Source organism: Lacicoccus qingdaonensis, assembly GCF_900101075.1.
GTDB classification, from domain to species: Bacteria; Bacillota; Bacilli; order Staphylococcales; family Salinicoccaceae; genus Lacicoccus; species Lacicoccus qingdaonensis.
In genome coordinates, this window is the sequence record NZ_FNFY01000011.1 from 37,077 (window position 1) to 62,307 (window position 25,231).

At 42.0% G+C, this 25,231-nt stretch carries 23 protein-coding genes; 5 read left to right on the forward strand and 18 right to left on the reverse strand.

Annotated elements, in window-relative coordinates:
* Positions 1-71: 71 nt before the first annotated feature.
* From BLR15_RS07595 to BLR15_RS07605, 4 genes are all read right to left on the reverse strand, one after another.
* Complete coding sequence (locus tag BLR15_RS07595) at positions 72-1,526, reverse strand: phospholipase D family protein (RefSeq protein ID WP_092986227.1); 1,455 nt, start codon at positions 1,524-1,526, stop codon at positions 72-74.
* Positions 1,516-2,022, reverse strand: coding sequence for an RDD family protein (locus BLR15_RS07600; RefSeq protein WP_176754093.1), 507 nt, complete (start codon positions 2,020-2,022; stop codon positions 1,516-1,518). Before BLR15_RS07600 ends, BLR15_RS07595 begins: the two co-directional genes overlap by 11 nt.
* 75 nt (positions 2,023-2,097) lie before the next feature.
* Positions 2,098-2,268, reverse strand: a complete 171-nt coding sequence (locus BLR15_RS14255; protein ID WP_245696676.1) for a hypothetical protein — start codon at positions 2,266-2,268, stop codon at positions 2,098-2,100.
* The gene (locus BLR15_RS07605; RefSeq protein WP_245696677.1) at positions 2,252-3,001 is read right to left on the reverse strand and encodes a prenyltransferase; all 750 of its coding nucleotides are present in this window, start codon (positions 2,999-3,001) and stop codon (positions 2,252-2,254) included. The genes BLR15_RS14255 and BLR15_RS07605 overlap by 17 nt, the downstream gene beginning before the upstream one ends.
* A gap of 222 nt (positions 3,002-3,223) precedes the next feature.
* Here BLR15_RS07605 and gabR point away from each other — a divergent pair, with 222 nt between their 5' ends.
* Positions 3,224-4,642 carry a MocR-like transcriptional regulator GabR gene (gabR, locus tag BLR15_RS07610; RefSeq protein WP_245696678.1) on the forward strand — a complete coding sequence of 473 codons (1,419 nt, stop codon included), beginning with the start codon at positions 3,224-3,226 and terminating at the stop codon, positions 4,640-4,642.
* Between the two features lie 272 nt (positions 4,643-4,914).
* On the opposite strand, the gene BLR15_RS07615 is transcribed toward gabR, so the two are convergent.
* The 3 genes from BLR15_RS07615 to groES all read right to left on the reverse strand — a co-directional run bounded on the left by BLR15_RS07615 (position 4,915) and on the right by groES (position 8,519).
* Entirely contained in the window at positions 4,915-6,309 is a 1,395-nt protein-coding gene (locus BLR15_RS07615; protein ID WP_245696684.1) for a purine-cytosine permease family protein, read from the reverse strand.
* Between the two features lie 260 nt (positions 6,310-6,569).
* Entirely contained in the window at positions 6,570-8,192 is a 1,623-nt protein-coding gene (gene groL, locus BLR15_RS07620; RefSeq protein ID WP_092986233.1) for a chaperonin GroEL, read from the reverse strand.
* A 42-nt stretch (positions 8,193-8,234) separates the two neighbouring features.
* Complete coding sequence (gene groES / locus BLR15_RS07625) at positions 8,235-8,519, reverse strand: co-chaperone GroES (protein WP_092986235.1); 285 nt, start codon at positions 8,517-8,519, stop codon at positions 8,235-8,237.
* 174 nt (positions 8,520-8,693) lie between these two features.
* On the opposite strand from groES, the gene BLR15_RS07630 reads away from it, so the two are divergent.
* Positions 8,694-9,488: a CPBP family intramembrane glutamic endopeptidase gene (locus BLR15_RS07630; protein WP_245696680.1), complete on the forward strand. Its 795-nt coding sequence runs from the start codon at positions 8,694-8,696 to the stop codon at positions 9,486-9,488.
* Between the two features lie 55 nt (positions 9,489-9,543).
* On the opposite strand, the gene BLR15_RS14035 is transcribed toward BLR15_RS07630, so the two are convergent.
* From BLR15_RS14035 to BLR15_RS07645, 3 genes are read right to left on the reverse strand one after another with little or no spacing between them, the layout of a single operon-like run.
* On the reverse strand, positions 9,544-10,401 hold the full coding sequence (locus BLR15_RS14035; protein ID WP_092986237.1) for a TPM domain-containing protein: 858 nt from the start codon (positions 10,399-10,401) through the stop codon (positions 9,544-9,546).
* Positions 10,401-10,994 (reverse strand): LemA family protein, encoded by a 594-nt coding sequence (locus BLR15_RS07640; RefSeq protein ID WP_092986239.1) that lies wholly within the window; start codon positions 10,992-10,994, stop codon positions 10,401-10,403. The genes BLR15_RS14035 and BLR15_RS07640 overlap by 1 nt, the downstream gene beginning before the upstream one ends.
* A gap of 53 nt (positions 10,995-11,047) precedes the next feature.
* Entirely contained in the window at positions 11,048-12,484 is a 1,437-nt protein-coding gene (locus BLR15_RS07645; protein ID WP_092986241.1) for a phosphate--AMP phosphotransferase, read from the reverse strand.
* 143 nt (positions 12,485-12,627) lie between these two features.
* Between BLR15_RS07645 and BLR15_RS07650 the strand changes: the two genes are divergently transcribed.
* On the forward strand, positions 12,628-14,328 hold the full coding sequence (locus tag BLR15_RS07650) for a M3 family oligoendopeptidase (protein ID WP_092986243.1): 1,701 nt from the start codon (positions 12,628-12,630) through the stop codon (positions 14,326-14,328).
* Between the two features lie 282 nt (positions 14,329-14,610).
* On the opposite strand, the gene BLR15_RS07655 is transcribed toward BLR15_RS07650, so the two are convergent.
* The 6 genes from BLR15_RS07655 to BLR15_RS07680 all read right to left on the reverse strand — a co-directional run bounded on the left by BLR15_RS07655 (position 14,611) and on the right by BLR15_RS07680 (position 20,462).
* Entirely contained in the window at positions 14,611-16,074 is a 1,464-nt protein-coding gene (locus BLR15_RS07655; protein ID WP_092986245.1) for an LPXTG cell wall anchor domain-containing protein, read from the reverse strand.
* A gap of 220 nt (positions 16,075-16,294) precedes the next feature.
* Entirely contained in the window at positions 16,295-17,131 is an 837-nt protein-coding gene (locus tag BLR15_RS07660) for a MurR/RpiR family transcriptional regulator (RefSeq protein WP_092986247.1), read from the reverse strand.
* A 124-nt stretch (positions 17,132-17,255) separates the two neighbouring features.
* Complete coding sequence (locus BLR15_RS07665; RefSeq protein WP_092986249.1) at positions 17,256-18,755, reverse strand: glycoside hydrolase family 32 protein; 1,500 nt, start codon at positions 18,753-18,755, stop codon at positions 17,256-17,258.
* An 11-nt stretch (positions 18,756-18,766) separates the two neighbouring features.
* Entirely contained in the window at positions 18,767-19,528 is a 762-nt protein-coding gene (gene tatC / locus BLR15_RS07670) for a twin-arginine translocase subunit TatC (protein ID WP_092986251.1), read from the reverse strand.
* Positions 19,529-19,574: 46 nt separating this feature from the next.
* On the reverse strand, positions 19,575-19,781 hold the full coding sequence (locus BLR15_RS07675; RefSeq protein WP_092986283.1) for a twin-arginine translocase TatA/TatE family subunit: 207 nt from the start codon (positions 19,779-19,781) through the stop codon (positions 19,575-19,577).
* A 45-nt stretch (positions 19,782-19,826) separates the two neighbouring features.
* Entirely contained in the window at positions 19,827-20,462 is a 636-nt protein-coding gene (locus tag BLR15_RS07680) for a redox-sensing transcriptional repressor Rex (protein WP_092986285.1), read from the reverse strand.
* A 132-nt stretch (positions 20,463-20,594) separates the two neighbouring features.
* Between BLR15_RS07680 and BLR15_RS07685 the strand changes: the two genes are divergently transcribed.
* Positions 20,595-22,511, forward strand: a complete 1,917-nt coding sequence (locus BLR15_RS07685; protein WP_092986253.1) for an ABC-F family ATP-binding cassette domain-containing protein — start codon at positions 20,595-20,597, stop codon at positions 22,509-22,511.
* Positions 22,512-22,898: 387 nt separating this feature from the next.
* Here the strand turns inward: BLR15_RS07685 and BLR15_RS07690 are convergent, their stop codons facing one another.
* On the reverse strand, positions 22,899-23,858 hold the full coding sequence (locus tag BLR15_RS07690; RefSeq protein ID WP_092986255.1) for an ABC transporter permease: 960 nt from the start codon (positions 23,856-23,858) through the stop codon (positions 22,899-22,901).
* The gene (locus tag BLR15_RS07695) at positions 23,851-24,768 is read right to left on the reverse strand and encodes an ABC transporter ATP-binding protein (RefSeq protein WP_092986257.1); all 918 of its coding nucleotides are present in this window, start codon (positions 24,766-24,768) and stop codon (positions 23,851-23,853) included. The genes BLR15_RS07690 and BLR15_RS07695 overlap by 8 nt, the downstream gene beginning before the upstream one ends.
* Positions 24,769-24,940: 172 nt before the next feature.
* On the opposite strand from BLR15_RS07695, the gene BLR15_RS07700 reads away from it, so the two are divergent.
* Positions 24,941-25,180, forward strand: coding sequence for a hypothetical protein (locus tag BLR15_RS07700; protein ID WP_092986259.1), 240 nt, complete (start codon positions 24,941-24,943; stop codon positions 25,178-25,180).
* The last annotated feature ends 51 nt before the right edge of the window (positions 25,181-25,231 follow it).

The window sequence follows — 25,231 nt, forward strand, 5'->3', positions numbered from 1 at the left end:
CCTCCTATGAAGATCAGATTCATCTTTCATAAGTTCAATTCCCTGCGTATACATGTCATAAACATATTTTCCTAAAATGTGGACAGTCCGGTGTCTTCCTGAATTCTGTATAATATATTTTTCCACCATACATCTTCTTTGTAAGTGTCATAGTCGGCAGTATATGTCCCGTCCTCATTATTCCATATCCGGTCGTAATACCCGGTCACTTCAGTCATAAGTTCGGAATCAGCAGAACCGGTCACCGTAAGGTTTGTTTCAAGATTGTAATCTTCTATATTTCTTCTCGTAAAGTTTGAAGAGCCGCCTGTAATCGTCACTTCATCATCTGACTGCACCATCAAAAACTTCGCATGATACTGTTCACCATGGGATTCATACCAGCGGATTTCAGGCGTCTTTTCATTGTCCATCAATTCTGACGCCACCGGCCTGTTCGGAATCCCTATTTTTTCATTGCCGAAAGCATCCTGGTTCACATCGAGAATCATCTGTACATGAACATCCCTGTTCAAAGCGTCTTTAAGCGCATTGATGACCTCCCTGTCGGAAATATAGAACATCCCCATCTGAATCGTATCACCGGCCGCCGTACCTTCAACCATATCAAGAACCTGCTTTTTCACTTTCCCTTCCGTCACAAGACGCACTTCATATTCGCCCGCTTCAGTATCACCGGTATTCACTTCAAATTCATCAAAAACAGAAGTATCCATGCCCGCCATATCAAGGACGGCCCTTTCTGAGTGCATCAGTTCTTCCAACACCCCGCCCTGAACCTTAAATGCGATATTGGAATGGTAGAAGCTCGCATCATGCGGATTTGCGGACATAACGAGTGCCGAATCTTCATGCATGATCGTCTTTCTGTGATTCGCCTTGAAATTCAGCATGCTGAAATAGGAACGCAAGTTCACGTCAGGACCTTCCGGTCTCAAAGCATTCGGCAGCCATTCAGCGGACGACGAACCAAACCACTGCAAATACGCTCTGTAATAGCTCGAGTATAGCGGATTGGAGTCACGGAGCGGCGCCAGATCTGTCTGATGGACCGATATGCCGGCTGCCTTCATCTCTTTTATATGAGGCGGTTCATACGTTTTATAAAAAGTATTGATCGGGTCTGTAATGAAAATGATCTCCAAATCAGGATTCTCCGATTTTTTCTGAACAAGTGCATCGGATACCTCCTCCGACAAAGGAGGAAAATCCAGCTCCGGATCGCCGTGATCATAATCATCATTGAACAAAAACATATCAATCAGCAAAAACTCTTCCGCTTCTTCAATCATGCGGTACACTTCATCAAAAATCTCCTGCTCATGCGTTTCACCGCCCTCATTGTCCGCATACGTCAAATCATAAAGGAACTCCACAGAATCCGTGGAATAAACGTCACTTTCATATGTAATATTTTCAGGCGTGGGCTTAAAATAATTGAACAGCCCCACCGTCAGAGGAATGATGATTAAAAAGACTAAAACCAGTACACCGATTGATAACCATACTTTCTTTTTACGTTTCATTAATTTTTATGCCCCTTTCTCTGACACTTTTCCCGGCAATCATATCCGGAATATGTTTAAAGTGTTTACCGAATAAAACCATCAGAATATAGATGACGGCCAACAAAAAACCGATATTCCCAACCATGAACCACAAGACCGAATAATCATTGTACATTGCCCTGATCACACCGGTATGACCGATGTGCCACGGCAGAAACTTCATCGCATTGCGCAGCAGACTGTACCAATATGAAGGGCTTTCATATGTCACTTCCAGCCCCATCCGCCTTTTGCCGAAGGTCTGATAAGGATATCTGTATTCCATATATGAGAAGACGAGGGTTGCAGGGAGGACTGTTGTAAATAAAGACATCAGATGCGAAGTCGTTTCATCGAAGGCCGGAATGCTGTCGAAAAATAAAATATAAATCGCGGCAAAGAGTAAAAACAGAAGTATAAGGTAGATCCAGATAACGATATAGTCGATCAACAGTGCCAGAAAACGTTTTTTCAAATATGATTTTCGCATGAAGCACATCCTCATATCCTTTTGGTTTCATTGTACACTATTGAAACGATTGTCTGCGACCTATATTGTTACTCCTAAAAATATGGCTGTGACAGCCGCCATGATCAGCATCTTTTTTTCAACGGACGTCACCGCTCCAACATCGCTGTTCTTCATATCAAAAAGCATGAGAATGGTGACGATTGACAGAATCAGCGTCACCAGACCGGCAAGTTCACGGGTTGATGTCATTATTACTGCAAGTACAGCAACCACTGTCAGGTAAGTGACTGCAGGCATATGCGCCGCCCGCCTGCCCCATTTGTTTGCCGCATACAGGACGTGCACGCTGATCGGCATCAATATCCGGCATATGGTGCACCATCACCCATGCCATACACCATACGGCATTGACGGCAGCGTTGAACCACGCCCATAAAGGACTCGCATCCAGCATAATCCACGGTGCAGCCAGCCCCAGAAACAGCATGGACGGAAAAAGGCTGAGCCACTCTCCTGCAAAGGGCCTGTAAGCAAAGATGAAGGATTTTATTGAATAGGACAGTGCACCCCATATGCCGATGACCGTCAGTATGCCAAGTTCGATATGACCGGATATGAAAAACAATATGGCTGCAGACATCATGACAGCACTTAGGACGATACCGAATAATTTCAGCTGTCTGTATGTAAACTGCCTGGTCTGGATGACCCGGCTGCCTCCTGAAAGCACACCCGGACTATGTTCATCTGTACCTGATTTAAAATCAGCAAGATCATTGACGATATGCGTCAATAGACCATGGGGCAAAAAGGAACCCAGCAGAAGCACACCGATCAACAGCATTACAGTTCCATTGTTCAATTCCGGATAATATAAAACCAGCGGAATCGAAGTGGACAATATTGTGACAAAGCTCGAAAAAACGACTGCCAGAATACGAGTAAGCATCCCAAACCCTTTTAAATATTTAAAATTCACCATCAATGATAAACTCTCCTTCAATATTTCAGATGATTTCCTGTGCCGTCATTCAGTAACTATTTGTGCAATTATACCAAATAACACTTTTGGTTACCGACATTACTGACAACCGGCTGGATAAAATATTACAATTCATTGATTATTCTTCCATTATTTTGATATGTTTAAAAGGAATATATTCGTAAAATCATTAGTATCACAAAGGGGATGATGGACATTTATTTGTTAAATATCGATAAAAAAGGGGATGCCGGCTATTTATATCAAAAGATTTATAAGCAGCTGAAAGAGGATATCCTAGACAGAAAATTTAAAACACATGAAAAGCTGCCGGCGAAAAGAACATTGGCTGAACAGCTGGATATCAGCATCAATACAGTCACCAATGCTTATGAACAACTTCTGGCTGAAGGATACATATATACGATTGAACGCAGCGGATACTACGTCGAAGAGATCACCCAATTCAAATCTCCAAAAACGAAACCATACCAGTTCCCTGAAAACTTAAAAGAACAGCCGATGGGCAGGGAAGGATGGCTGTCCCTGTCACATATGACGGCCGATGTGGAAAACTTCCCTTTCAAGGAATGGCTGAAAGCTGAACGTGAAGCCATCACCAATCACGCAGATGAACTGGCTGTCATCGGCCATCCCCAGGGGCCTTACCTCGTGAGGGAAAGCATTGCGAAACTAGTATCCCTGAACAGAGGCGTACACTGTGAACCGGAACAGATTGTAATCAGTGCCGGCGCACAGCCCCTGATTCATTCACTGATGCAGATGCAGGCTAAAAATACGACTGTCGCAATGGAGTCCCCGGGTTATTCCAGAATTCATTCATTACTCGTCAATACTCTCGAGTTGGAAGTGAAATTAATGACTGTAGATGATATGGGAATTGATATCAGACAAGTCGAGCAGTCCAATGCCGATTTCTTATTCGTCACGCCGTCCCATCACTTTCCAACGGGCAGAATCATGCCGATTTCAAGACGGATTGAACTGCTGAACTGGGCTTCCAAAAAAGAGAGCAGGTTTATAATCGAAGATGATTATGACAGTGAGTTCAAATATAAAACCAATAATATACCGTCTCTGCAAAGTCTTGACCAGCATCAGAGCACCATCTATATGGGCACTTTTTCCAAGTCATTGCTGCCGACGCTCAGAATCAGCTATATGGTTCTGCCGCCTAAAATACTGGAAATATACAGAGAAAAATTTTCACATGTCATCAATTACAATAATACGCTGTCTTTATTTACCCTCCACTACTTCATTCATTCCGGTGCGTACGAACGTCATATTAAAAGAATGAACCAGAACTATGAGATGAAGCGCACTTTATTGATCGATCATCTGAAAAAAGAGTTTGCCGGAAAGGTGAATATTAAAGATATTCCTGCCGGTCTGCATTTCATGGCCCGTTTCAAGACAGATAAAAGTTATGACTACATTGAAGAAAAGTCAAAAGAGTACAAACTGGAGATCTATACGCTGAAACGCTTCTCACTGGAGAATGAAAGTGAACCGAAAAGACATGCAGATCTCATACTCGGCTTTGCCAACATCAACAGTGAAGATATCGGCGAAGCCGTGGAAAGACTTTATAAAATTATCGGGCAGAACGACACATGAACATGAAAAAACAGCCGGCCACCCTTCTCTTTGGATGAGCGGCTTTTCATGGTTCACAATAGTATGTTCTTCAATTGAACATACGTTGTCCGAGCTTTCTTCATCTTATTGAACTACCATCATAGAATTCACTTTCCATTTCAGGATATGAACAAAATTGATTAAGTGCCGTAATAAGAACAGTGATTCACATATAACAGTCATTTTCATCTCTATGGCAGCTGATGTTCTCTATACGAGCTCTTAGATCAAATAAAAAGAAACATGATTGTTTAGGCTATATGGTCTTCTTTGGGAATATCATTGTTTTCCTGTCTGATATAGTAGGCACCCTTGGTGAGAATGGCGATCACAACCGTTAGTACTGCCGCCAGCAGGGCAGCGAAAAAGGCTGCTGTACTCGCAAGGAAAGTTCCCATGAAACCTAAAGCTGCGATGGTCCCGAGACCACTCGCAACAATTAATGCCGTTACACCGACCGGATTCCACTTGAACAGGTTGTCCTGTCTCGCTTCATAATATGCAGGGCCAATTTTCAGCAGTCTTTTGACTATCACTGCATCTGCGACCAGCACCGATGCCCATGACAGCAGGAAGACTCCCTGGAATGTCAATGCTGTATCCAGGTTCTCCGTAATACCGCCAAGCATCAAAATAATAGCGACCACCCCGCTCACAACGACCCAAAAACGGCGCCCAGGTCTGAAGTTCGCTATGTTTTCAAAGAAGTTTGATAATGACAACGAACTGCTGTAAATGTTCGTTACATTAATTCTCAACTGAGTGATCAGTGTAAACAGAGCCCCGCCGATACCCAGCAGGTGAACGATATAGACACCCGGGTTGGGTTCTGACAGCAGAACACCAAACCAGATGCCGAGTCCGCCCATGATTCCGTAACAGAATATCTGTGGAATAAAACCGATTGCCGCAGTCGCTTTCATATCTTTCGGTTTAAGAAACCTTGCATAGTCTGAAGGTATCAATGCCGTCAGTCCCATGATACCGTGGTGCATACCAATACATAATAATAAAGCGGTACCTCCGACCTGAACACCTTCAGGCATATAAGTAAAGACATTACCGGTATATTCAGACGTCACAAAAAACGCCATAATAATAGCTGCAGCTAAAAAGACAAAAAATATTGGCAGCGACCACTTTTGAAGTTTGTCCAACTGTTTGATACCAAACCAGTTAAGCGGTATGACCACCGTACCAAAAACTAAAATATATACCCACATTGGTATTGCAGGGAAAAATTCATTCAGCGCATAGACCAGTATCATACCTTCCAAAGCACAATACATGATAAAGTTCGATGCGTAAATCAACGAAGTGAGCGAAGCCCCGATATAACCGAAGCCGCCGCCTCTCGACATTAAATTGACGTTCAAACCACTTTTAGCAGACAAGTATGAAATATATGTACTTAAGATTCCTGCTACGATAATTGCATAAACTGATGAAATAATTGCGTTGATGGCGCCAAACTGCAGTGCCATGACACTTCCCAGCTGGAAATAAAAAATCGCAGTAGCGATTCCGAATGTAATGTTGGTAATGCTTAACCAACCCATGTTTCTCTTGTTTCTCGGGACCCTCTCCAGTGAATAATCATCACTTTGTCCCGTTTCTTCTGTGAGTTCATGTGTACTGATGTATATCTACTCCCTCATAATAATAATTTAAAAATAAACCATTAATATGTGTAAGTATTCACATACTTATTACGACTGCATCGCAAACTATATCATTAAACCCGGATTTAATCAAACTGACTTAGAACACCGTATCTAAAAGTATTTAATTTTATAAATATTAAATTATAGTTCATTATTACCATATAGATTAAAAGAAGATAGCAAAAAAGCTTTCCAGAAAATCAATTCTGGAAAGCTTTTTATTACTGCTTATAAATGGCTGATTACATCATGCCCGGCATTCCGCCGCCCATATCAGGGGCACCGCCGCCATTTTCTTCCGGAATGTCTGCAACGACTGCTTCAGTCGTCAGGAACATCGCAGCAACAGAACCAGCGTTCTGAAGTGCTGAACGTGTCACTTTTGTCGGGTCGACGATTCCTGCGTCAACCATGTTCACCCATTCGTCAGTTGCGGCGTTAAAGCCGTAGCCCACGTCCTGGGATTTAAGTTTTTCAACAATTACAGAACCTTCCAGACCAGCGTTTTCAACGATCTGGCGCAACGGTGCTTCGAGTGCTTTAAGGACAATGTTGATACCTGTCTGCACATCGCCGGATTCCTGAAGTCCCGCAACTCTTTCATGAACCGCCACCAATGCTGTACCGCCGCCGGAAACAATACCTTCTTCAACCGCAGCACGTGTCGAGTTCAATGCGTCTTCTATACGGAGTTTACGCTCTTTCATTTCAGTTTCGGTCGCAGCACCTACTTTAATCACTGCCACGCCGCCTGAAAGTTTCGCAAGTCTCTCCTGAAGCTTCTCTTTGTCGAAGCTTGAAGTCGTTTCTTCAATTTGTGATCTGATCTGGCCGATACGTGCTTCGATATTGTTCGTCTCGCCTGCACCTTCAACGATTGTCGTATCATCTTTGGATACGTTCACTCTTGAAGCGTTACCCAGCATGTCGATAGTCGTATCTTTCAGTTCAAGCCCCAGATCTTCAGTGACGACCTGTCCGCCTGTCAATATCGCAATATCTTCAAGCATCGCCTTACGGCGGTCACCGAATCCAGGTGCTTTGACTGCAATTGCCGTGAAAGTACCGCGCAGTTTGTTAAGCACGATATTCGCCATTGCGTCGCCTTCCACATCGTCTGCGATGATAAGAATCGGACGTGACTGCTGAACAACCTGCTCCAGCAGCGGAAGAACATCCTGGAAGTTTGAAATCTTTTTATCAGTGATCAGAATATAAGGATTCTCAAGATCAGCGATCATCTTCTCGGAATCTGTCACCATGTAAGGTGAAGTGTAACCGCGGTCAAACTGCATACCTTCCACTACTTCAAGTTCAGTTTTGAATCCACGTGACTCTTCGATGGTTATTACACCGTCTTTCCCTACTTTTTCCATAGCTTCGGAGATGTACTCACCGACAACAGGATCATCTGCTGAAATCGCACCGACCTGTGAGATGGATTCTTTGTCCTGAACCGGGCGGGAAATATTCTGAAGCTCTTCAACTGCAGCCTCAACCGCTTTATTGATACCGGTACGGATACCTACAGGATTTGCACCACTTGTTACGTTTTTAAGACCTTCCTGAATCATTGCCTGAGCAAGAACTGTTGCGGTTGTCGTACCGTCACCGGCAATTTCGTTTGTCTGGTTCGCAACTTCAGCAACCAGTTTTGCACCCATGTTTTCATATGCATCTTCAAGTTCAATTTCTTTTGCAATCGTCACACCGTCATTTGTAATCAATGGTGATGTGAACTGTTTATCCAAAACAACGTTACGGCCTTTTGGCCCCAATGTCACTTTTACTGCATTAGCAAGCTTATCCACACCGTCCAGCATGGACTGGCGTGCATCTTCTGAAAATTTAATTTCCTTTGCCATTACTTCTGCCTCCTAAAAATTTGAGTGGTTTTATTTTATCTTTTACTCAACGATTGCTAGAATTTCATTATCAGCTAAAACTAAATAGTCTTTGTCTTCATGTTTTATTTCAGTACCGGCAAATTTGGAGTAGACGACTCTATCTCCTGGTTTTACCTCTACTTCTATACGAGTACCATTGTCCAGGACTCTACCTGAACCTACTGCAGCAACAGTACCTTCCTGAGGTTTCTCTTTCGCTGAATCTGTTAAAACGATACCGCTTTTGGTTGTTTCCTCTTTTTGAGTCAAATCAATCACTACACGATTACCTAAAGGTTTTAACACTTTAATGTCCTCCTCTTATTTTATCATTGCAATTATCATTTTAGCACTCTGGATACTTAAGTGCTAACAATTAATATAATAATCAAAGAAGGTCAAAAATGCAAGTGTTTTATATTGCTTTAAGTCAGCTTCGATTTCATGTAAAATAATTTTATTGCCATTGGAGGGAATCGTTTGAAGAAACTTTTTAGAAACCGTCAAATTAACAGTGCTTTAATTTTACTGATATTCATCGGCGTCCAGCTCGCCGTCATACCTGTCGGTATTATAATGGGCTTCACAACCCCGGACATAAGTCCTGATGAACTGGTCACTGCGATCATTCCTTATCAGTTCATTGCATTTTTAATCGGTACCATTCTCGTCGTCATTATCGGCGGTCTTCATCAAAATAAAAATGCGATTGAAAGAGGACCGCAGACTGATATACCCGTCACTCTCGTCTGGATCGTCGGCGGTGTAATCCTTGCGTATGCCTCACAGGTCATTGCAGGAATGATCAACGTATATGTATTTGGAAATCCATTGGAGAGCCAGAATACAAATGAAATCATGAATATGATCGAATCGATGCCCCTGATGATTCTGATCGTGGTGCTGCTCGGTCCGATCATAGAGGAATATGTATTCAGACGTGCAATATTTGCTGAAGTCTACACTTTATTTCCAATGAAAAATGTATGGTATAAAGTGCTGGCCTTCCTGGTTGCCGGCTTAGTGAGCGGTTTAATATTCGCCGTTGCACACTTTGACTTCACCCACATCATCATATACCTGGCCATGAGTTATGCATTCAGCTTCTTATATGTGATGACGGGGCGGCTGCTTGTCCCGGTAGTCATTCACATAATAATGAATGGGCTGGTTGTCAGCCTGCAGATCTTTCTCGGAGATCAGTTAGAAGAACTGCAGCAGTATGAAGAAACACTCGGCATTGCATTTTCCGTTGCAAAAAATATTTTATTCTAATTAACACAGGCATATAAAAAAGACTGGATTTTTTTCTCCAGTCTTTTTTATATTGCTAGAAACCTCGGCCGGCACCGCCACCGCCTCCGGATCCTCCGCCGAAACCGCCGAATCCTCCAGAACCGCCGCCTGAACCAAAGCCGCCGCCTCCGGAAGGCGGAAACAGCACTACAGGTCCGCCGCGTCTTCTCCGTGTACGTCTGCTTCTGCCGCGTGGTCCGCCGGGACCTCCTGAATTATTTGAAAACAGTTTGTAGAGAACATATATCGCTGCCATCACGAAAATGATTCTGGCAATGATATTGAAGAGGCTGAGCTCTTCATCAGCCGGTTCTTCCCGGGTGAATTCGCCGTCTGTATAACCGTAGGCATCCAGCGATTCCTGATAAATCGCATTATATAAATTCACCAGCCCTTCTTCATAATGGGCATCTGCAGCACTGTCATCATCTGCATCTGCTGCACTCTGAAAACTGTCCATTGCTGTGTCATCAATGATTCTGCCGATTTTAGCATCGTTCAAGTAACCCTCGACGCCATAACCGACCTGTATATCCACACCGCGATTATTAAATTCATTGCCGTTGTCCAGGTTCAGGAATATGACGATGCCGTTATCATGCTCTTCTTTACCGACACCGTATTCCCTGAGGATTCTGAGCGCATAATCCTGGCGATGCTCCTGGCCGACGGTGGGCATCGTCATCAATAGTAGTTCAGCGCCTGTCCCTTCTTCGAGATGCTCTCCCAGGTCATTTAATGACTCTGCCGCTTCCGGACTCAAAACATCTGCATGGTCCTGCACGAAATAGTGATTCGTGTCAATTTCAGGCAGATCGGTTCTCGCAGAAGCTTCCGGACCAAAAGAAAAGGAAAAGAACACTGCTGTAATGATCAGCAACCAGCGTTTCATCACTCATCACCGGAGTCGTTTCCACCTGAATCAAAATCAACTTCAGGCACCTCATCCGCAGATTCATCCGCTTCGAAATACGGTTTCTCTTCAAAGCCAAAAATTCCTGCAATCAAGTTGCCAGGAAATGTTCTTGTGTTTCTGTTATATTCCTGAACGGTGGTATTATAATCCTGTCTGGAAACAGCGATTCTGTTTTCAGCACCTGCAAGTTCATCACGCAGTCCTGTGAACTGATCACTCGCCTGGAGTTCAGGATAATTCTCAGCCACTGCAATCAGTCTGGATAAGGCTGATCTCATATCGGAATCAGCTTCAGACACTTCTTCCATATTGTCGGCATTTGTTATGTTGCTTCTTGCCTCTGCAATATCCGTGAAGATTTCCTCTTCATGATCTGCATATTCCTGAACCGTATTGACCAGATTCGGAATCAGATCGGCACGTCTCTGCAGCTGGGTATCAATATTGGATTCTGCATTATTCACATCTTCGTCCAGATTAATCAATGAGTTATATCTCGGAACAATTAAAATCATGACAAAAATAATGAGACCGATGAAAACTCCGATTGGAATTAAATATTTCTTCATGTTGGCTTCCTCTTTCCATTCAATGAACTTTACTTAAAATTATACATGAAAAATTAATTCCGCTCATCATTTAATACTTTCTCGCACGCAGCTATTATTTTCTTTAAAACTTCTATCCGCGCATACTTTTTATTATTTCCAGGTATGATATGCCAGGGTGCATACCCGGTATCCGTCTCTTTGATCATATCTTCAGAGGCTTCAAGATATTCATCCCACTTTGCCCTGTTTCTCCAGTCTTCTTTTGTAATCTTCCATTGTTTTTCAATGTTCTTTTCCCTTTCTTCAAAGCGTTCCAGCTGTTCATCCTTATCCAGTGAAAGGAAAAACTTCAGAATGACCGCGCCTGAATTATACAGAGATTTCTCAAAATCCTTGATTTCATCATAGGCCTGGGTCCATTCTTTCTGGCTCGCAAAGCCTTCCACCCTCTCCACCAGCACTCTTCCGTACCAGCTGCGGTCAAAAAAACCGATATGCCCGCTGCGTGGAATATCTGTTGCAAACCGCCATAAATAGTGATGGGCAAGTTCTATATCAGAAGGTGCACTGACTGCGTTGATCGTATAACCTGTCGGGTCCAGCCGCTGGCGTGTCCGTTTTATATTGCCGCCTTTACCAGCGGCATCCATGCCTTCGTATACGAGAATCAGCGGAATTTTATGCTGATACAGTTGAAACTGGATATCACGCATTTTCAACTGCAGTTCAGGAAGAATATCCTTATAATCCTTTTTGGATATTTTCTCTTTGTCAAAATCAAACGTGAAAAGTTCCGACTCGAAATATTTGGTGAAATCACTGACGATCCTTTCCACAGCAGTCGTCCGCTCTTTTTCAACCCTTGCTTCAAGGGTGTCGATTATGGTTTTGAACATCGTATTGATCGCTTCGTTTTTATTTTCAAAATCAATTTCCGTCCATGGAATCTGTTGCTTCTGATTGATGAAACCCTGCATTTCTTTTTCATAATCAAATAATTCAAGGTGTTCTTCAAATTCCTCAGCTTTCCATTTCAATGTCGGATTTTCTTTTAATTTATCCAGGTGTTTCTGTCTCACCTCTTCAGATGTATTCACATAAAACTTGATAATCTCATAACCGTTCTGGTCGAGTGTCCTTTCAAAGTTTTCCATATCAGCAGATATCTCTTTAATATCCACATCAATGTTATCGGTGATACCAGCTTCTTTATATTCGATATATTGTGCATACCAGCTTCTGAAATGGATGTTCACATCCCCTGCTTTCGGCAGATGATTCCAAAACCGCTGCATGAACGGATAGCGCAGATCGATGTCCCTCGGCGGCCTCGTTGCCACAAAATCCGTATATTTGGCATCAAGTGCCATATAGAGCGCATTGGACAGCCGTGACTTCCCCGATGCCGGCGGCCCTTCTATTATAATCATCACAGGAATGTTCATATCGTGCGTCTTCCGTGTCATCTCTCCAAGTCTGAATTCCAGTTCATCATCTATTTCAATCATTTTATTCCTCCTTAACGTTAAGTATATATACCCTTTATTATAATAAAAATAGCCTCTTCCAAAAATTTGCGACTATCAAATTTTAGATTGTCACCCCGTGGTTATGATAGAATATTTATGAATAACAATAAGGGGGAAACTAAATGGTCACGAAGTTTCAGGACTATAAATACGAAAGACCCGATTTGCAAAAGATTTCAAAAGAAGTATCTGAACTGATTGAAAAATTTGAGAAAGCAAAAGATGCGAATGAACAAAGCACAGTCATAGACGAATTGAACAAGATTTTCAATCACGTGGATACAATGGCGACACTCGCACACATCCGTGCCTCCATTGATACGAAAGATGAATTTTATGATGCGGAAAGAAACTTTTTCGATGAGTATGATCCAGTCATCACAGAAATCAACAATAAATATTATGATGCAATCGTAAACAGTGATTTTCGATTTGACCTCGAGGATCTATATGGCAGACAGCTTTTCGCTCTTGCCGAAAACCAGCTGAAAAGTTATGACCCAGCAGTAAAGGAATTGATCCAGGAAGAAAACAGACTGTCCACCCAATATTCCAAACTGCTGGCAGGTGCAGAAATTGAATTTGACGGCAAAACTTTAAACCTCTCAGAGTTCAGCCCATATATGGAAGACCCTGACCGCAATGTCCGTAAAGAAGCCACCGAAGCTGTGCAGGGCTTTATGGGAGACAACCTTGAAACGATAGATGACATTTATGACAGACTTGTAAAAACAAGAGATAAAATTGCCAAAGAACTTGGCTATCAGGATTTTGTGGAACTCGGCTACGTAAGAATGAACAGAATCGACTATGACCGTGATATGGTCGAAACATTCAGAAACCAGGTTGCAGAGTATGTTGTACCGGTGGTAACCAGACTGAAACAACGCCAGGGCAGACGTATCGGGTTGTCCGATCTGAAATCATACGATGAATCATTTGATTTCCTGACAGGCAACGCGGCGCCAAAAGGCAAAACGAAAGATATCATGAAGAACGGTGCGAAAATGTACAAGGAACTTTCACCTGAAACAGATGAGTTCTATACATTTATGACAGAACGTGAACTGTTTGATGTCGAAGCCAAGAAAGGTAAAGAAGGCGGTGGCTACTGCACTTTCATCCCGGAGTATGATTCACCATTCATATTCTCAAACTTTAATGGGACACTCGGAGACGTCACTGTGCTGACTCATGAAGCCGGCCATGCTTTCCAATCATATATGTCACGCGGTTTCGAGGTACCGGAGTATCAGTTCCCGACACTCGAATCTGCTGAAATCCATTCAATGAGCATGGAGTATTTCACTTATCCATGGATGGACCTGTTCTTTGAAGAAGATACAGATAAATTCAAGTTCTCACATCTGGCAAGTGATATTTCATTCCTGCCATATGGTGTTGCAATTGATGAATTCCAGCACATCGTTTATGAGAACCCAGAACTCACACCGAAAGAACGCCGTGATGAATGGAAGAAACTTGAGCAAAAATATTTACCACACAGAGACTATGATGGTATTGAACCACTCGAAAGCGGTTCGTTCTGGCATTACCAGGGCCATGTGTTCGGTGCCCCGTTCTACTACATCGACTACACACTCGCACAAATCTGTGCAATCCAGTTCTGGAAACGTGCCAAAGAAGACTTTGATGCAGCATGGGAAGACTACCTTGCATTATGTAAACTCGGCGGATCACTGCCTTTCAATTCACTTGTTGAAGCAGCAAAATTAAGGTCACCTTTTGAAGAAGGCAGCCTGAAAGAAGTCGTCGAAGAAGTCAGCGATTACCTGGACTCAATCGACGATACCAAACTGTAATATTGATTTGAAGGACAGGATAAAACCTTTTAACAGGGTTTTATCCTGTTTTTTATTTTGGCCCGTGTCATCGTTTTATCTGCCATGGCACGGGAAGCACCACCTCGTGCCGTCGTTTATCTGCCATGGCACGAGAACCTAAACCTCGTGCCGTCGTTTTACCGCCATGGCACGGGAAGCACCACCTCGTGCCGTCGTTTGGCCGCCATGGCATGTCACTACATTAAAAAAGCGAGCGCTGTCCTGACGGATCAACACTCGCTTTCGTATTCAAGTTATTCGTTATTCTTTTCCTGGTCTTTTTGTCAGGAAAAATAATATTATTCCAGATGAAATCAACATAAAACTGTAGAGTAAATTATATTGATTTGTTTCGCCAGTATCAGGTAAAGCATCTCTGTCTGAAGACACCACACCGGATTCATTCTTTATTTCTTCTTCCAGTTCCATGATTTGCTCTTCGGTCATATCATCTTCTTCAACTATTTTAGAAGTCATGATGCGGTTGACTCTCTTATCCAGCGTCGAGTAATTTTCTTCTGACGTTCCAGGTTTCAGGTCAATACCATTTAAAATATCGCCATAGTCATATCTATACAGTTTCTTACCGGCCACACCGGACTTTTGTCTTTCTCCGGATTCTGATGATGCTTCTCTGGATTCAGAGTCTTCCTGTCCGCCCTCTATTACATTTTCCGTCTGATGTTCGTCCGCTGCTTCTGGAGTTTCATCAGAAATCTCTCCTGCCTCTGATTCTTCAGTACTTTCACTGCCATGAGGAAAGTCATAGTTTTGACGTTCGTCTGAATAATCATTGTTTCCTGAAGTACCATCGCCTGTATTTGAGTCAGATTCACCATTATCCCTTTCATCGGTATCTGGTTCTTCTACATTATAATCATCTTCATGATTTCCGCCTTCTGTATCTTCACCGGTTTCAGGTGTCGGCTCTTCGTCTTCTGAACCGTCCATCTCAGGCTCCTGATTTTCTGGGTCTGCAGTTTCCGGAGGAATATAATTGCCAACATTGTCTTCCTGATCTTCAGGCTCTATTTGTTCATTGCCATCATTATCATTTTCCGGTTGATCTCCGGCGTCCGGATTCACTTCTGAGTCTCCATTACCGCCAGTATCAGCATTACCATTCTGACCGGTACCTTCGGAACTGTTTCCGTCGTAGTATTCTTCAGGCACTAACAGCTCTTCATCAGTACCGGATTCTGCATCTGTGTCATCTGACTGCTCCTGTTCGGCAGCCTCTTCTTCTTCGATGACTTCTTCTGTCTCATCTTCCTGATTGCCTGTCTCGTGGGTTTCCTGTTCAGGCACTGATGAGTCTTCTTCATTTCCACTGTTCTGTTCAGTACCTTCTTCTTCTATGCCTTCTTCGGTCTCATCTTCCTGATTACCGATCTGGTATGTTTCCTGCTCAGGCACTGACGAGTCCTCTTCATTTTCACTGCCCTGTTCGGTTTCTGACGCTTCTCCACCATCTTCTTCTATAGTTGCTCGCTCATTGTATGTCTCATATGTTTCTTCTGCGGATTCTGATTCATAAGTATCATTTTCGGATTCGTAAGTGCTCTCCTCAAACTCATCTTCCTCAGATTGTTCTTCTATATATTCTTCGGAGTTGCTTTCTTCTATATCATCTTCTGTATTAGCAAGGGTATTGTTTGTCATATTAAAAAGAGTTGATGAAATGAGTATGGATATTAGTGTGATTTTCATTGATTTTCTATTCATATCTATTCCTCCATACTGAAATATCTAAACGACAATCTAAACTGATATGATAAGTATATAAAAATTTCCAATCTGTATCTACAATTTTTGAAATATGTAACACAGCCTTAATACTAGTCATCAATTATTTCAATATTGTTTCAAGCAATATGATTATGTAATATTCATACGTAAAAAAAACCTGTCTTTTTGACAGGTTCTTCAGGTTATTGCTGGACATTTAATGGGTGGCATCATATGTTTTTATAATATTATCGTAAGCCGAGGTTCCGAGTTCTCTGCATACATAGAAGAATAAAACATCGCATATCACCAGCTGGGCGATACGGCTGGTCATATTCATATACTGGATGTTGGTCTCTTCCTCTGTAATTTCAATTGCAAGGTCGGAATGTCTTTTGGCAATTGAAGCATGGTTCTGTGTCAGAATGACGGTTTTGACGCCAAGCGCCTTCGCTTTCTTGACCACCTCTATCACTTCTGCGGTCTTGCCTGAAAGTGTAATGACGAATAAAACATCATTTTCTGCTGCATTGGACAATCTGGTCAGGCATAGGTATTTATCTGCAGTGAAAAATGCGTTCACATTTACACGATGCAGTTTCTGCTCCATATCCTGTCCTACATTCGCAGAATCGCCGACACCGTAGATGAACGTGTTATTTGCCTCCAATATCAGATGGGCGGCCTCTTTCATCACGTCACGGCTGACAATTTTTTCAGTGTTATAAAGTGCCTGTATCGTATTTTTGAACACTTTATCAAAAATATCCTTATGATTATCCGTTTCCAGATCGATCACTCTTGATATGTTTTCCTTCTCAAGTGTGTGAAGTTCTTTTGCCAATTCCACTTTCAATTCTTTAATACCTGCGAGCCCGACTCTTTTTGCGAATCTGACGATGGCGGCATCGCTGGTGTTGCTGTTGATGGCAATGTCTTTGACAGGCATATTGATGACTTTCCTAGGGTTTTCAAGAATGAATGTTGCTATACGTTGTTCAACTGGTGTCATGTATTCCTGCCTTTTACTTATCTGGCTCAGTACCGAGAACATATAATTTCCCCCAAACTTATTGATTCCGCTCAAATACTAGAAATATTTAGTCAATTATAACATGGTTTCATGATTTTGAAGATAAATTCAGCAAAAAATTACTAAAATTTACAAATTTATCATATTAGTTCTGATATATAATTTCTTCATTTTCAAAAGGTTTCAAGTCATAGCGAACAAGGTTTACATAACACTGCCCGGTCTCGGTTGACAATTCGACTCCCCTGGCATCCTGTTCTGGAAAAATCCTTGCAGACATGACTGCCTCACCGTCGTTAATAAAGATCTCCAGGCTTGAAACGTCCATGAATATTTGAAGTTTATACAGCGGCGTATCAAGGTAAACGTGCCGTTCGCATTCCTCTGCACCTTCAGGGTGCTCACCGCTGAAAGAAGTATCAAGTTTGAACATGCGCTCTTCGGCATTATAGATCAGCCGTGTTTCATTTCTTTTGCCCACGCGCAGATTCAAATAGATTTCGCTCGCATCGTAATCATTGAATTCCACAATGAGCTCATACGCGTCGCCATAAAAATCTCTCATGCGTTTATTGTACTGTTTAAAATAACCGAGGGCGGTCACTTCATTCTCCCTTAAATTGACCAGATTTGGATGGGGTGTCTGTATAAGCTTTTGTCCTTCGGCATTTAAAACTCTCGGGATGCTCAGACAGTTGTCATAATGAAATTTTTCTGTCGGATATGTTGTCGTCGGCATGCTCAGATTTCCGATGACGACCTGCCTGTCATGCTGATCTGTAAACACTTTCGGTGCATAAAAATCAAAACCCGCATCAAATTCTTTGAATTCACCATGCTTCATGGAATAATCATCGAAGTCGATGTCCCCGACGAGGTAGCCTGCCTGGAAGTTATTTCTGAAATAATTGCCGTATCTGTCGACGCCCTGAGGACAGAACACCAGAATGTCCCTTCCGTCCACAGAAAAGTAGTCGGGATACTCCCACAGCCAGCCGAATTCTTCCAGACCGGTTTCCATAATACCCTTATATTCAAAATCGGACTCATTATCCGCTTCAAACACTGCAAGGCATCCGTTTTCACTGCGGGACTCTGCACCGATCAATATAATATATCTGCCGTTTTTAAATATTACTTCAGAATCTTTGAACTGTCTGAACCGGTCTTCATAACCTTCAATCAGAGGCACAGTATGCTTGATCAATTTAAACCGTTCATCCATATGTGCAATCAGTTGTTTATATTTAAATGACTGCTGTGATAAAGAACGGCCGATATAAAAAATGTGTTCCCGGCCATCGATGCTTACTGATGAACCTGCAGAAAGACCTTTGTCATCAAACAGGGTGTCGGGTTTTAATTTCACGCCTTCATTGGTAAATGTCGCCAGATCTTTTGATGTTACATGGTACCAGTGCTGTTCTTCCTCACCCAGTACCGGCAGCCAGGTATAAAACAGGTGATATTTTTCATTGATGCCGTCATAAAACACCGCGGCCGGCGCATTGATTGAGCCAATGACACTCTGTACATGATATTTCTGACGCCACGGGCAGCTGTTAACATGCTCAATATACGAAATTAAATCGTTATGACTCATCGTTTCTAACGCCTTTAATTGGATATTTTCATGTCTCTCCAACACTTTACCCCCTAGTCTTCATCCAAAGATTCTTCAAGTGCTTTCTGTTCCGCTTTCAAATATCTCTTATAACCGTATTTAGAAATGACGATGCTGACTTCATACAGCAATATCATCGGAATCGTTAGCAGTATGTGTGTCATGAAGTCCGGCGGCGCAATGACCGCCGCTATGATGAATAATATAAAATAGGCATATTTCCGGTTCTTCTTAAGAAACATGGGTGTAATCATACCCAGCTGAGTCAAAAAGAGGACCATTATCGGCATTTGGAATATGGCACCGAATGGCAGCACCGTACGGAACAGAAAACCGAAATACTGATTGATGCCGATCGTCGTTTCGATTCCCATTTCTGCTGACAGGTCAAATGTAAACTGCACGATGTATGGCACAACGATGAAGTAGCTGAATGCCATTCCGATCAGCATCAGAATCATCACTATCGGAATATAGCTCAAAGTCAGTTTCTGCTCATTACTGTAAAGTCCCGGGGAAATAAAAGCCCATAACTGATACAGGATTACCGGCAAAATAATGACAAATGCGATGATTATGATCACCATTATGTATATTTTAATCGGATCTGCCACCTGAAACGCATGCATCTGAATGTTTGCTGTCCAAGGTGCATTCTGCATCTGATAGATTAAAGGTTGGGATAAAAAAAAGCCCACAATTAATGCAGCAAGAAAAAAGTACATTGTGGTGAGCAGCCGTTTTCTCAGCTCATCCAAATGCTCCATTATATCCTTTTTTTCTTCATCTTGCATAAGTTATTCACCTCTTAAAAAAAGGTGGCTTTCGCCACCACTATTATTATGACTCTGATTCAATTTTCTTAGTTTCTTTCTTTTTCTCTTCTTCTTCGTCATCATCGTCATCTGCCAAACCTTTAGTTGCATCTTTAAATTCCTTCAACGTTGAACCGACAGCTCTCCCGAACTGAGGCAATTTCTTAGGTCCGAAAATGATCAGTGCGACTACAGCGATTACAATCAGGCTGACAGGACCGACAGCCATCATCAAAGTTGATGGTAATAAGAATGTAAACATGGTTATTTCCCCTTTCTATAAGTTCTTCATATAAAAGAATAATGCTTGTAATTCAACACCTAAATCAATGTTATGTACGTAGATCTTTTTATCCAGATCCAATCTTGTCGGCGTGAAATTCAAAATGCCCTTTATGCCTGCATCAACAAGTCTTTCAGCCATTTCCTGACTCGCAGAAACCGGCAGAGTTAAGATGGCAACTTCAACGTTCCCGTTTTCAATGATGGATTCAAGATCATCTGAATGATGGATTGTTACATCATTGATCTTTGTGCCGACCAGATCATCATTGTTGTCCAGACCTGCGACTACATTCATTTTATCACTTAAATTATTAAATTTATAGTTCAGTAACGCACTGCCTAAATTCCCTACTCCCACCAGCACAATGTTTTTCTTGTCATTACCCTGGATATGCTCCATAAAGAAATTCAATAGACTTTTTACGTTATAGCCATACCCCTTGCGGCCAAGTTCTCCAAAATAAGAAAAATCTCTTCGGATAGTGGCTGAATCAATATCCAGAGCTTCACTTATCTCTTTTGATGATACTCTGTCAGTAGCTGCTTCTTCTGCTTGTTTAAAATATCTGTAATAAAGAGGTAGCCGCTTCATTGTTGCGTTTGGAATTTTCTTTTTTATATTCACAATCATTTACACCTACCCATTGACTAATGACATTATTATAGCATAAATAGTGCATTCCTTCCTACTATTGCAAATGAATTACCATCGTTTTTTTGTGTATTCTCATGTAAACTATAAGGAAAGTGAGGGAAATTTATGATCGTAATGCAATTATCCAATTTAAAAAAATCTTTTGTCACTGATCTGGTTTTTGAAAAAGTCACTTTGGAAATCAAATCAGGAGAAAATATAGGCATAGTCGGCAAGAATGGCGCAGGCAAGACGACTCTGATGAAAATTATGGCCGGTGAAATGAGTTATGACAGCGGGAATCTCACGATGCCGAAAGGGACGTCCGTCGGATACCTGACCCAGCAGATGACTTTGGAATCCAGTCTGACCGTTTTGGAAGAGATGAGACGGCCATTCGCAAAGTTGCTGGCACTGAAAGATGAAATGGACGAAGTCATCCAATGGCTTGAAAATAATGAATATACCCATGAGAACTACCAGGACTATGTGAATAAGCTCGAGAGACTGCAGAACTTATTTGAAAATCAGGACGGCTACCACATCGATTCCAATATCAAAATGGTGCTGACCGGACTCAATTTCGATGTGAAAGACCTGGACCGCCCTGTTGATAAATTCTCAGGCGGCCAGAAGACACGTCTGTCACTCGCCCAGATGCTCCTTTCAAAGCCCGACCTGCTGCTTCTTGATGAACCGACGAACCACCTGGACATGGACACTGTCGAATGGCTGGAACAGTATTTAAACGGTTTCCAGGGGGCCGTCGTCATCATCAGTCACGACAGATACTTCCTCGATAAAACCGTCGATAAAATATATGAGGTTGAACTTGGGACCGGTACACTCTATCACACCAACTACTCCAAATATGTTGTTGAAAAAGAGAAACGTTACCAGTTGACCATGAAGCAGTATGAACGCCAGCAAAAGGAAATATCCCGTCTCGAAACATTTGTCGAAAAAAACATTGCACGTGCTTCCACCAGCGGCATGGCAAAAGACAGGCGTAAAAAACTCGAAATGATGGAACGCATCAACGCACCGAGGCAGGATCATAAGAATGCCGATTTCAGCTTCAGCATCAAACGCGAAAGCGGCAATGATGTTTTCAGGATCAATGACCTGTCCATCGGCTACGATGAAGTGCTGAACAGCAATATCAACTTCAGCGTGGAAAAAGGCGACAGACTCGCGATACTCGGTCCCAACGGCATCGGCAAATCCACTCTCGTCAAAACCATCGCAAAGAAAATACAGGAAAAAGCCGGTGACATCGTTTACGGCACCAATGTTTCAATCGGATATTACGATCAGAAACAGGCCGAATTCACTTCCAGCAAAAATGTCCTTGAGGAGTTGTGGTCCGAGTACCCTGAGATGAAGGAAAGCGATGTCCGAAAAATATTAGGCCGGTTTTTATTTACACAGGATGAAGTGCTGAAAAGCGTCAATGATTTGAGCGGCGGTGAAAAAGCAAGAATTCAGCTGGCAAAGCTGATGCTTGAAAAAAATAATGTCCTTATACTCGATGAACCGACGAACCATCTGGACATCGACAGTAAGGAAGTCCTTGAAAATGCACTCGATGATTTTGAAGGCACCATCATATTCGTCTCTCATGACAGATATTTCGTCAACAGAATAGCAAACCGCATTTTGGAAATGGAAAAAGAGAACTTGTTTTTAGTTAATGGAGATTATGACTACTTCCTTCATAAAAAAGAGGAATTGAAATTAATACGGGAAACTGAAGTAAAAGAAACAGAATCTGAAAATAAAGGCAATCTCAGCTACGAAGAACAGAAACGACAGCGTAATGAAATAGGCAAATTGAAAAAACAAGTTAAAACTCTTGAGCAGGAAATAACCGTTCTTGAACAAGATATAGAGAGTATAGAAAATCAGCTGCTGGAGCCGGAAGTTTACAATGACTATACAAAATCCGCAGAACTCAATGACCAGCTCACAGCCAGAAATGACAGATTGGAAACTGTTATGGAACAATGGGCAGACAGCGAAGAACAATTATCGGAAACATAGAAGCGTTCGGTCAATGTACTGGACGTTTCTTTTTTAGCCATATGTTCGGTGTATAACGTAATTTGTCAGAATTATACTTCATCACAAAGTTACGCACAGCCATGGTGTGATTAAATCAGTATTTCAACAACTTATCCACATTATCCACAAAGTTTTGCACAGTTATACACATTTAAGTCCACAGCTGTTAATGAGTTATCCAAAATGAAACACAGTTTAATCCACAGGTTATCCACAGTCTGTGGATAAAACAAATGTTCCCTGTTGACAACGTTGAGTGTATGTTTCGTTCGATAGAGTTGAATGTATGTTCGCTTTATCAATTTACACATAATAAAAACGAAGATCAGAAATGATCTTCGTTTTCTTATAGTTGATTCAATTTTATCAAGCAACATCACGTTTAGTGAATACCATCCAAGCCGCTATGATGAATATAATCACATAAACTATAATAACACCTGTTGAAAATCCGATGGTCATCTCGTCACGGATCGGTCCGACGACATTGAAGTATACAGATAGATCCGTATTGGCAAATAAAATGAATTTGGACCACTCATACCTCGCAAGTGCCTGGGCGGCTGTCGAACCTGCAAACATGAGGAACATCGCCAGACCGATGGCAAGTGCACTGCTTCTGAAAATACTGGAAATCATAAAGGCGAATGTGGCCAGTATAATAATATTCAGTGTTCTGAATCCATACATCATAAGTGCCTCCGGTACCAATGCTGAAGTCGCCATGCCGTCCTGACGTGTCACCACTATTTCAGGATTAACAGCGGGAAGGCCGTAAAATAATGCGCCAACTGCCGCACTGACCAGAATAAGAAACAGGACAGTAAACAATGTGAATATCAGAAGCGCAATATATTTAGAAAGAAGTACCGCACTTCTTGAAATCGGGCGGATCAGAAGCTGTTTGATGGTCCCCCATCTGAACTCGTTTGCCACTATGCCTCCGCCGACGATAATGGTGAACAGGCTGATCAGTGAAGTGAGGAATAGATTATCCATGGTGAAATCTCCTGCATGGTAGCCGTATGGACGGACATCATTCTCAATATGGTATTCATTTTCTTCAATAATTCCCATATTTGTCGATTCTATGAATGGATTGTCTTCATCTTCTTCAATTTCAGCCATCAGTGCTTCATTTTCTTCCTGCAGCTCTGTCTTCCAATCATCGGAATAAGTCTTATCAGTATCCACGAAATTGGAAGTGCTTGTAATGACAGCACTCGCTATAATAATTCCGGCGAGGATTACATACATTATCCATGTTGATTTGAGCACAAAGATTTTTCCCAGTTCATTTTTAATTAAGCTGAATAATTTACTCAATGATATTCTCTCCAATCATCTCTATGAATTGATCTTCAAGTGTCGACTGGAGTACATTGACCCCGTAAATCTCTATATCATTCCGGACGAGTGTCGTCACAAGAAACGGAATGTTATCTTTATATGTCTTGATCTGTATCCCCCGGCTTGTGTCCAAAATCTCTATCCCGTTCATTTTACGGAGGATATCGATGGACTCCTCTACCGGATACACATCAAGATTGACTATATATTCATTTGTTTCAGCTTTTTCATGTAAATCCTTAGTCGCAATCAGTTCACCATTCTGGATGATGCCGATACGGTCGCACATCAATTCAATTTCGCTGAGCAGATGGCTGGAAACGATGACTGATACATTATCTTCAACTGCGAGTCGCCTTATGTACCTTCGTATTTCACGTATGCCTGTCGGATCTAGACCGTTCGTCGGTTCATCCAGAATCAGTACTGAAGGACTGTGCAGAAGCGCCTGTGCAATGCCCAGCCTTTGACGCATGCCGAGCGAGTATTTATTGACCTTCGTCTTGATTGCTTTCTCGAGACCGACCAGATCAATCACTTCTTTAATACGTTCATTCGTCACTCCTTCAGACATCCTTGCGAAATGCTTCAGATTCTGAAGACCCGTCATGAATGGGTACATCTCAGGGTTTTCCACTATCGCCCCCACTTCACTGATCGCTTTAGTATATTCGCTTTTTATACTGTGGCCCTGAATGACCACATCGCCTTTCGTCATGCTGAGAAGCCCCACCATCATCCGGATTGTCGTTGTTTTTCCGGCACCGTTCGGTCCGATGAAACCGAACACCTCTCCCGATCTGATGTCAAAATTGAGATTTTTGATGATGTGACTGCGTCCGATATTCTTATGTAAGTCAATAATTTTCATCGCAGCTTCAGACATATAATTCTCCTTTTAGTTGATTATGATATAAATACATTTTTCAGTTTAACATAATTCTTTTTTTAAGTGCTGCATCAGTGATGTATTATTATAAGTGTGCCGTCAAATATTGTTTAAATCCTCTAATAAAAGGTAAAAGTAATTACACATCGATTTTAAGGAGCGTGTAATGATGACTGAGAATCATAAAAATCAGCAGGAACAGATGAGAGAGGAAGCAAAAAAGCAGGCTGAAGAAGGTCAGGAACAAAAAGCTCAAATGAAGGAAAAAGCTCAGGCCAAGAAAAGTGATTTTAAAGATGAGAAATCCAAGGCCGGGTCAAAGCAGGAAGAGACCCAGGGCAAGGTCGATGATGCCGTAGAGCAGGTAAACAAGGAAAAAGGTAACAATCAGTTCAACCAATATAGATAAATCATAATTATCATATAAAAGCGAAGGCGGAAATTCCACCTTCGCTTTTCA

What these genes read in the sequence shown, in the direction of transcription:
- BLR15_RS07595 (WP_092986227.1), bottom strand. Translation starts at nt 1,526, where the DNA reads ATGAAACGTAAAAAGAAAGTATGGTTATCAATCGGTGTACTGGTTTTA.
- BLR15_RS14255 (WP_245696676.1), bottom strand. Translation starts at nt 2,268, where the DNA reads ATGACATCAACCCGTGAACTTGCCGGTCTGGTGACGCTGATTCTGTCA.
- BLR15_RS07605 (WP_245696677.1), bottom strand. Translation starts at nt 3,001, where the DNA reads ATGGTGAATTTTAAATATTTAAAAGGGTTTGGGATGCTTACTCGTATT.
- groL (WP_092986233.1), bottom strand. Translation starts at nt 8,192, where the DNA reads ATGGCAAAGGAAATTAAATTTTCAGAAGATGCACGCCAGTCCATGCTG.
- BLR15_RS14035 (WP_092986237.1), bottom strand. Translation starts at nt 10,401, where the DNA reads ATGAAACGCTGGTTGCTGATCATTACAGCAGTGTTCTTTTCCTTTTCT.
- BLR15_RS07640 (WP_092986239.1), bottom strand. Translation starts at nt 10,994, where the DNA reads ATGAAGAAATATTTAATTCCAATCGGAGTTTTCATCGGTCTCATTATT.
- BLR15_RS07645 (WP_092986241.1), bottom strand. Translation starts at nt 12,484, where the DNA reads ATGATTGAAATAGATGATGAACTGGAATTCAGACTTGGAGAGATGACA.
- BLR15_RS07650 (WP_092986243.1), top strand. Translation starts at nt 12,628, where the DNA reads ATGGTCACGAAGTTTCAGGACTATAAATACGAAAGACCCGATTTGCAA.
- BLR15_RS07655 (WP_092986245.1), bottom strand. Translation starts at nt 16,074, where the DNA reads ATGAATAGAAAATCAATGAAAATCACACTAATATCCATACTCATTTCA.
- BLR15_RS07660 (WP_092986247.1), bottom strand. Translation starts at nt 17,131, where the DNA reads ATGTTCTCGGTACTGAGCCAGATAAGTAAAAGGCAGGAATACATGACA.
- tatC (WP_092986251.1), bottom strand. Translation starts at nt 19,528, where the DNA reads ATGCAAGATGAAGAAAAAAAGGATATAATGGAGCATTTGGATGAGCTG.
- BLR15_RS07675 (WP_092986283.1), bottom strand. Translation starts at nt 19,781, where the DNA reads ATGATGGCTGTCGGTCCTGTCAGCCTGATTGTAATCGCTGTAGTCGCA.
- BLR15_RS07685 (WP_092986253.1), top strand. Translation starts at nt 20,595, where the DNA reads ATGATCGTAATGCAATTATCCAATTTAAAAAAATCTTTTGTCACTGAT.
- BLR15_RS07695 (WP_092986257.1), bottom strand. Translation starts at nt 24,768, where the DNA reads ATGTCTGAAGCTGCGATGAAAATTATTGACTTACATAAGAATATCGGA.
- BLR15_RS07700 (WP_092986259.1), top strand. Translation starts at nt 24,941, where the DNA reads ATGACTGAGAATCATAAAAATCAGCAGGAACAGATGAGAGAGGAAGCA.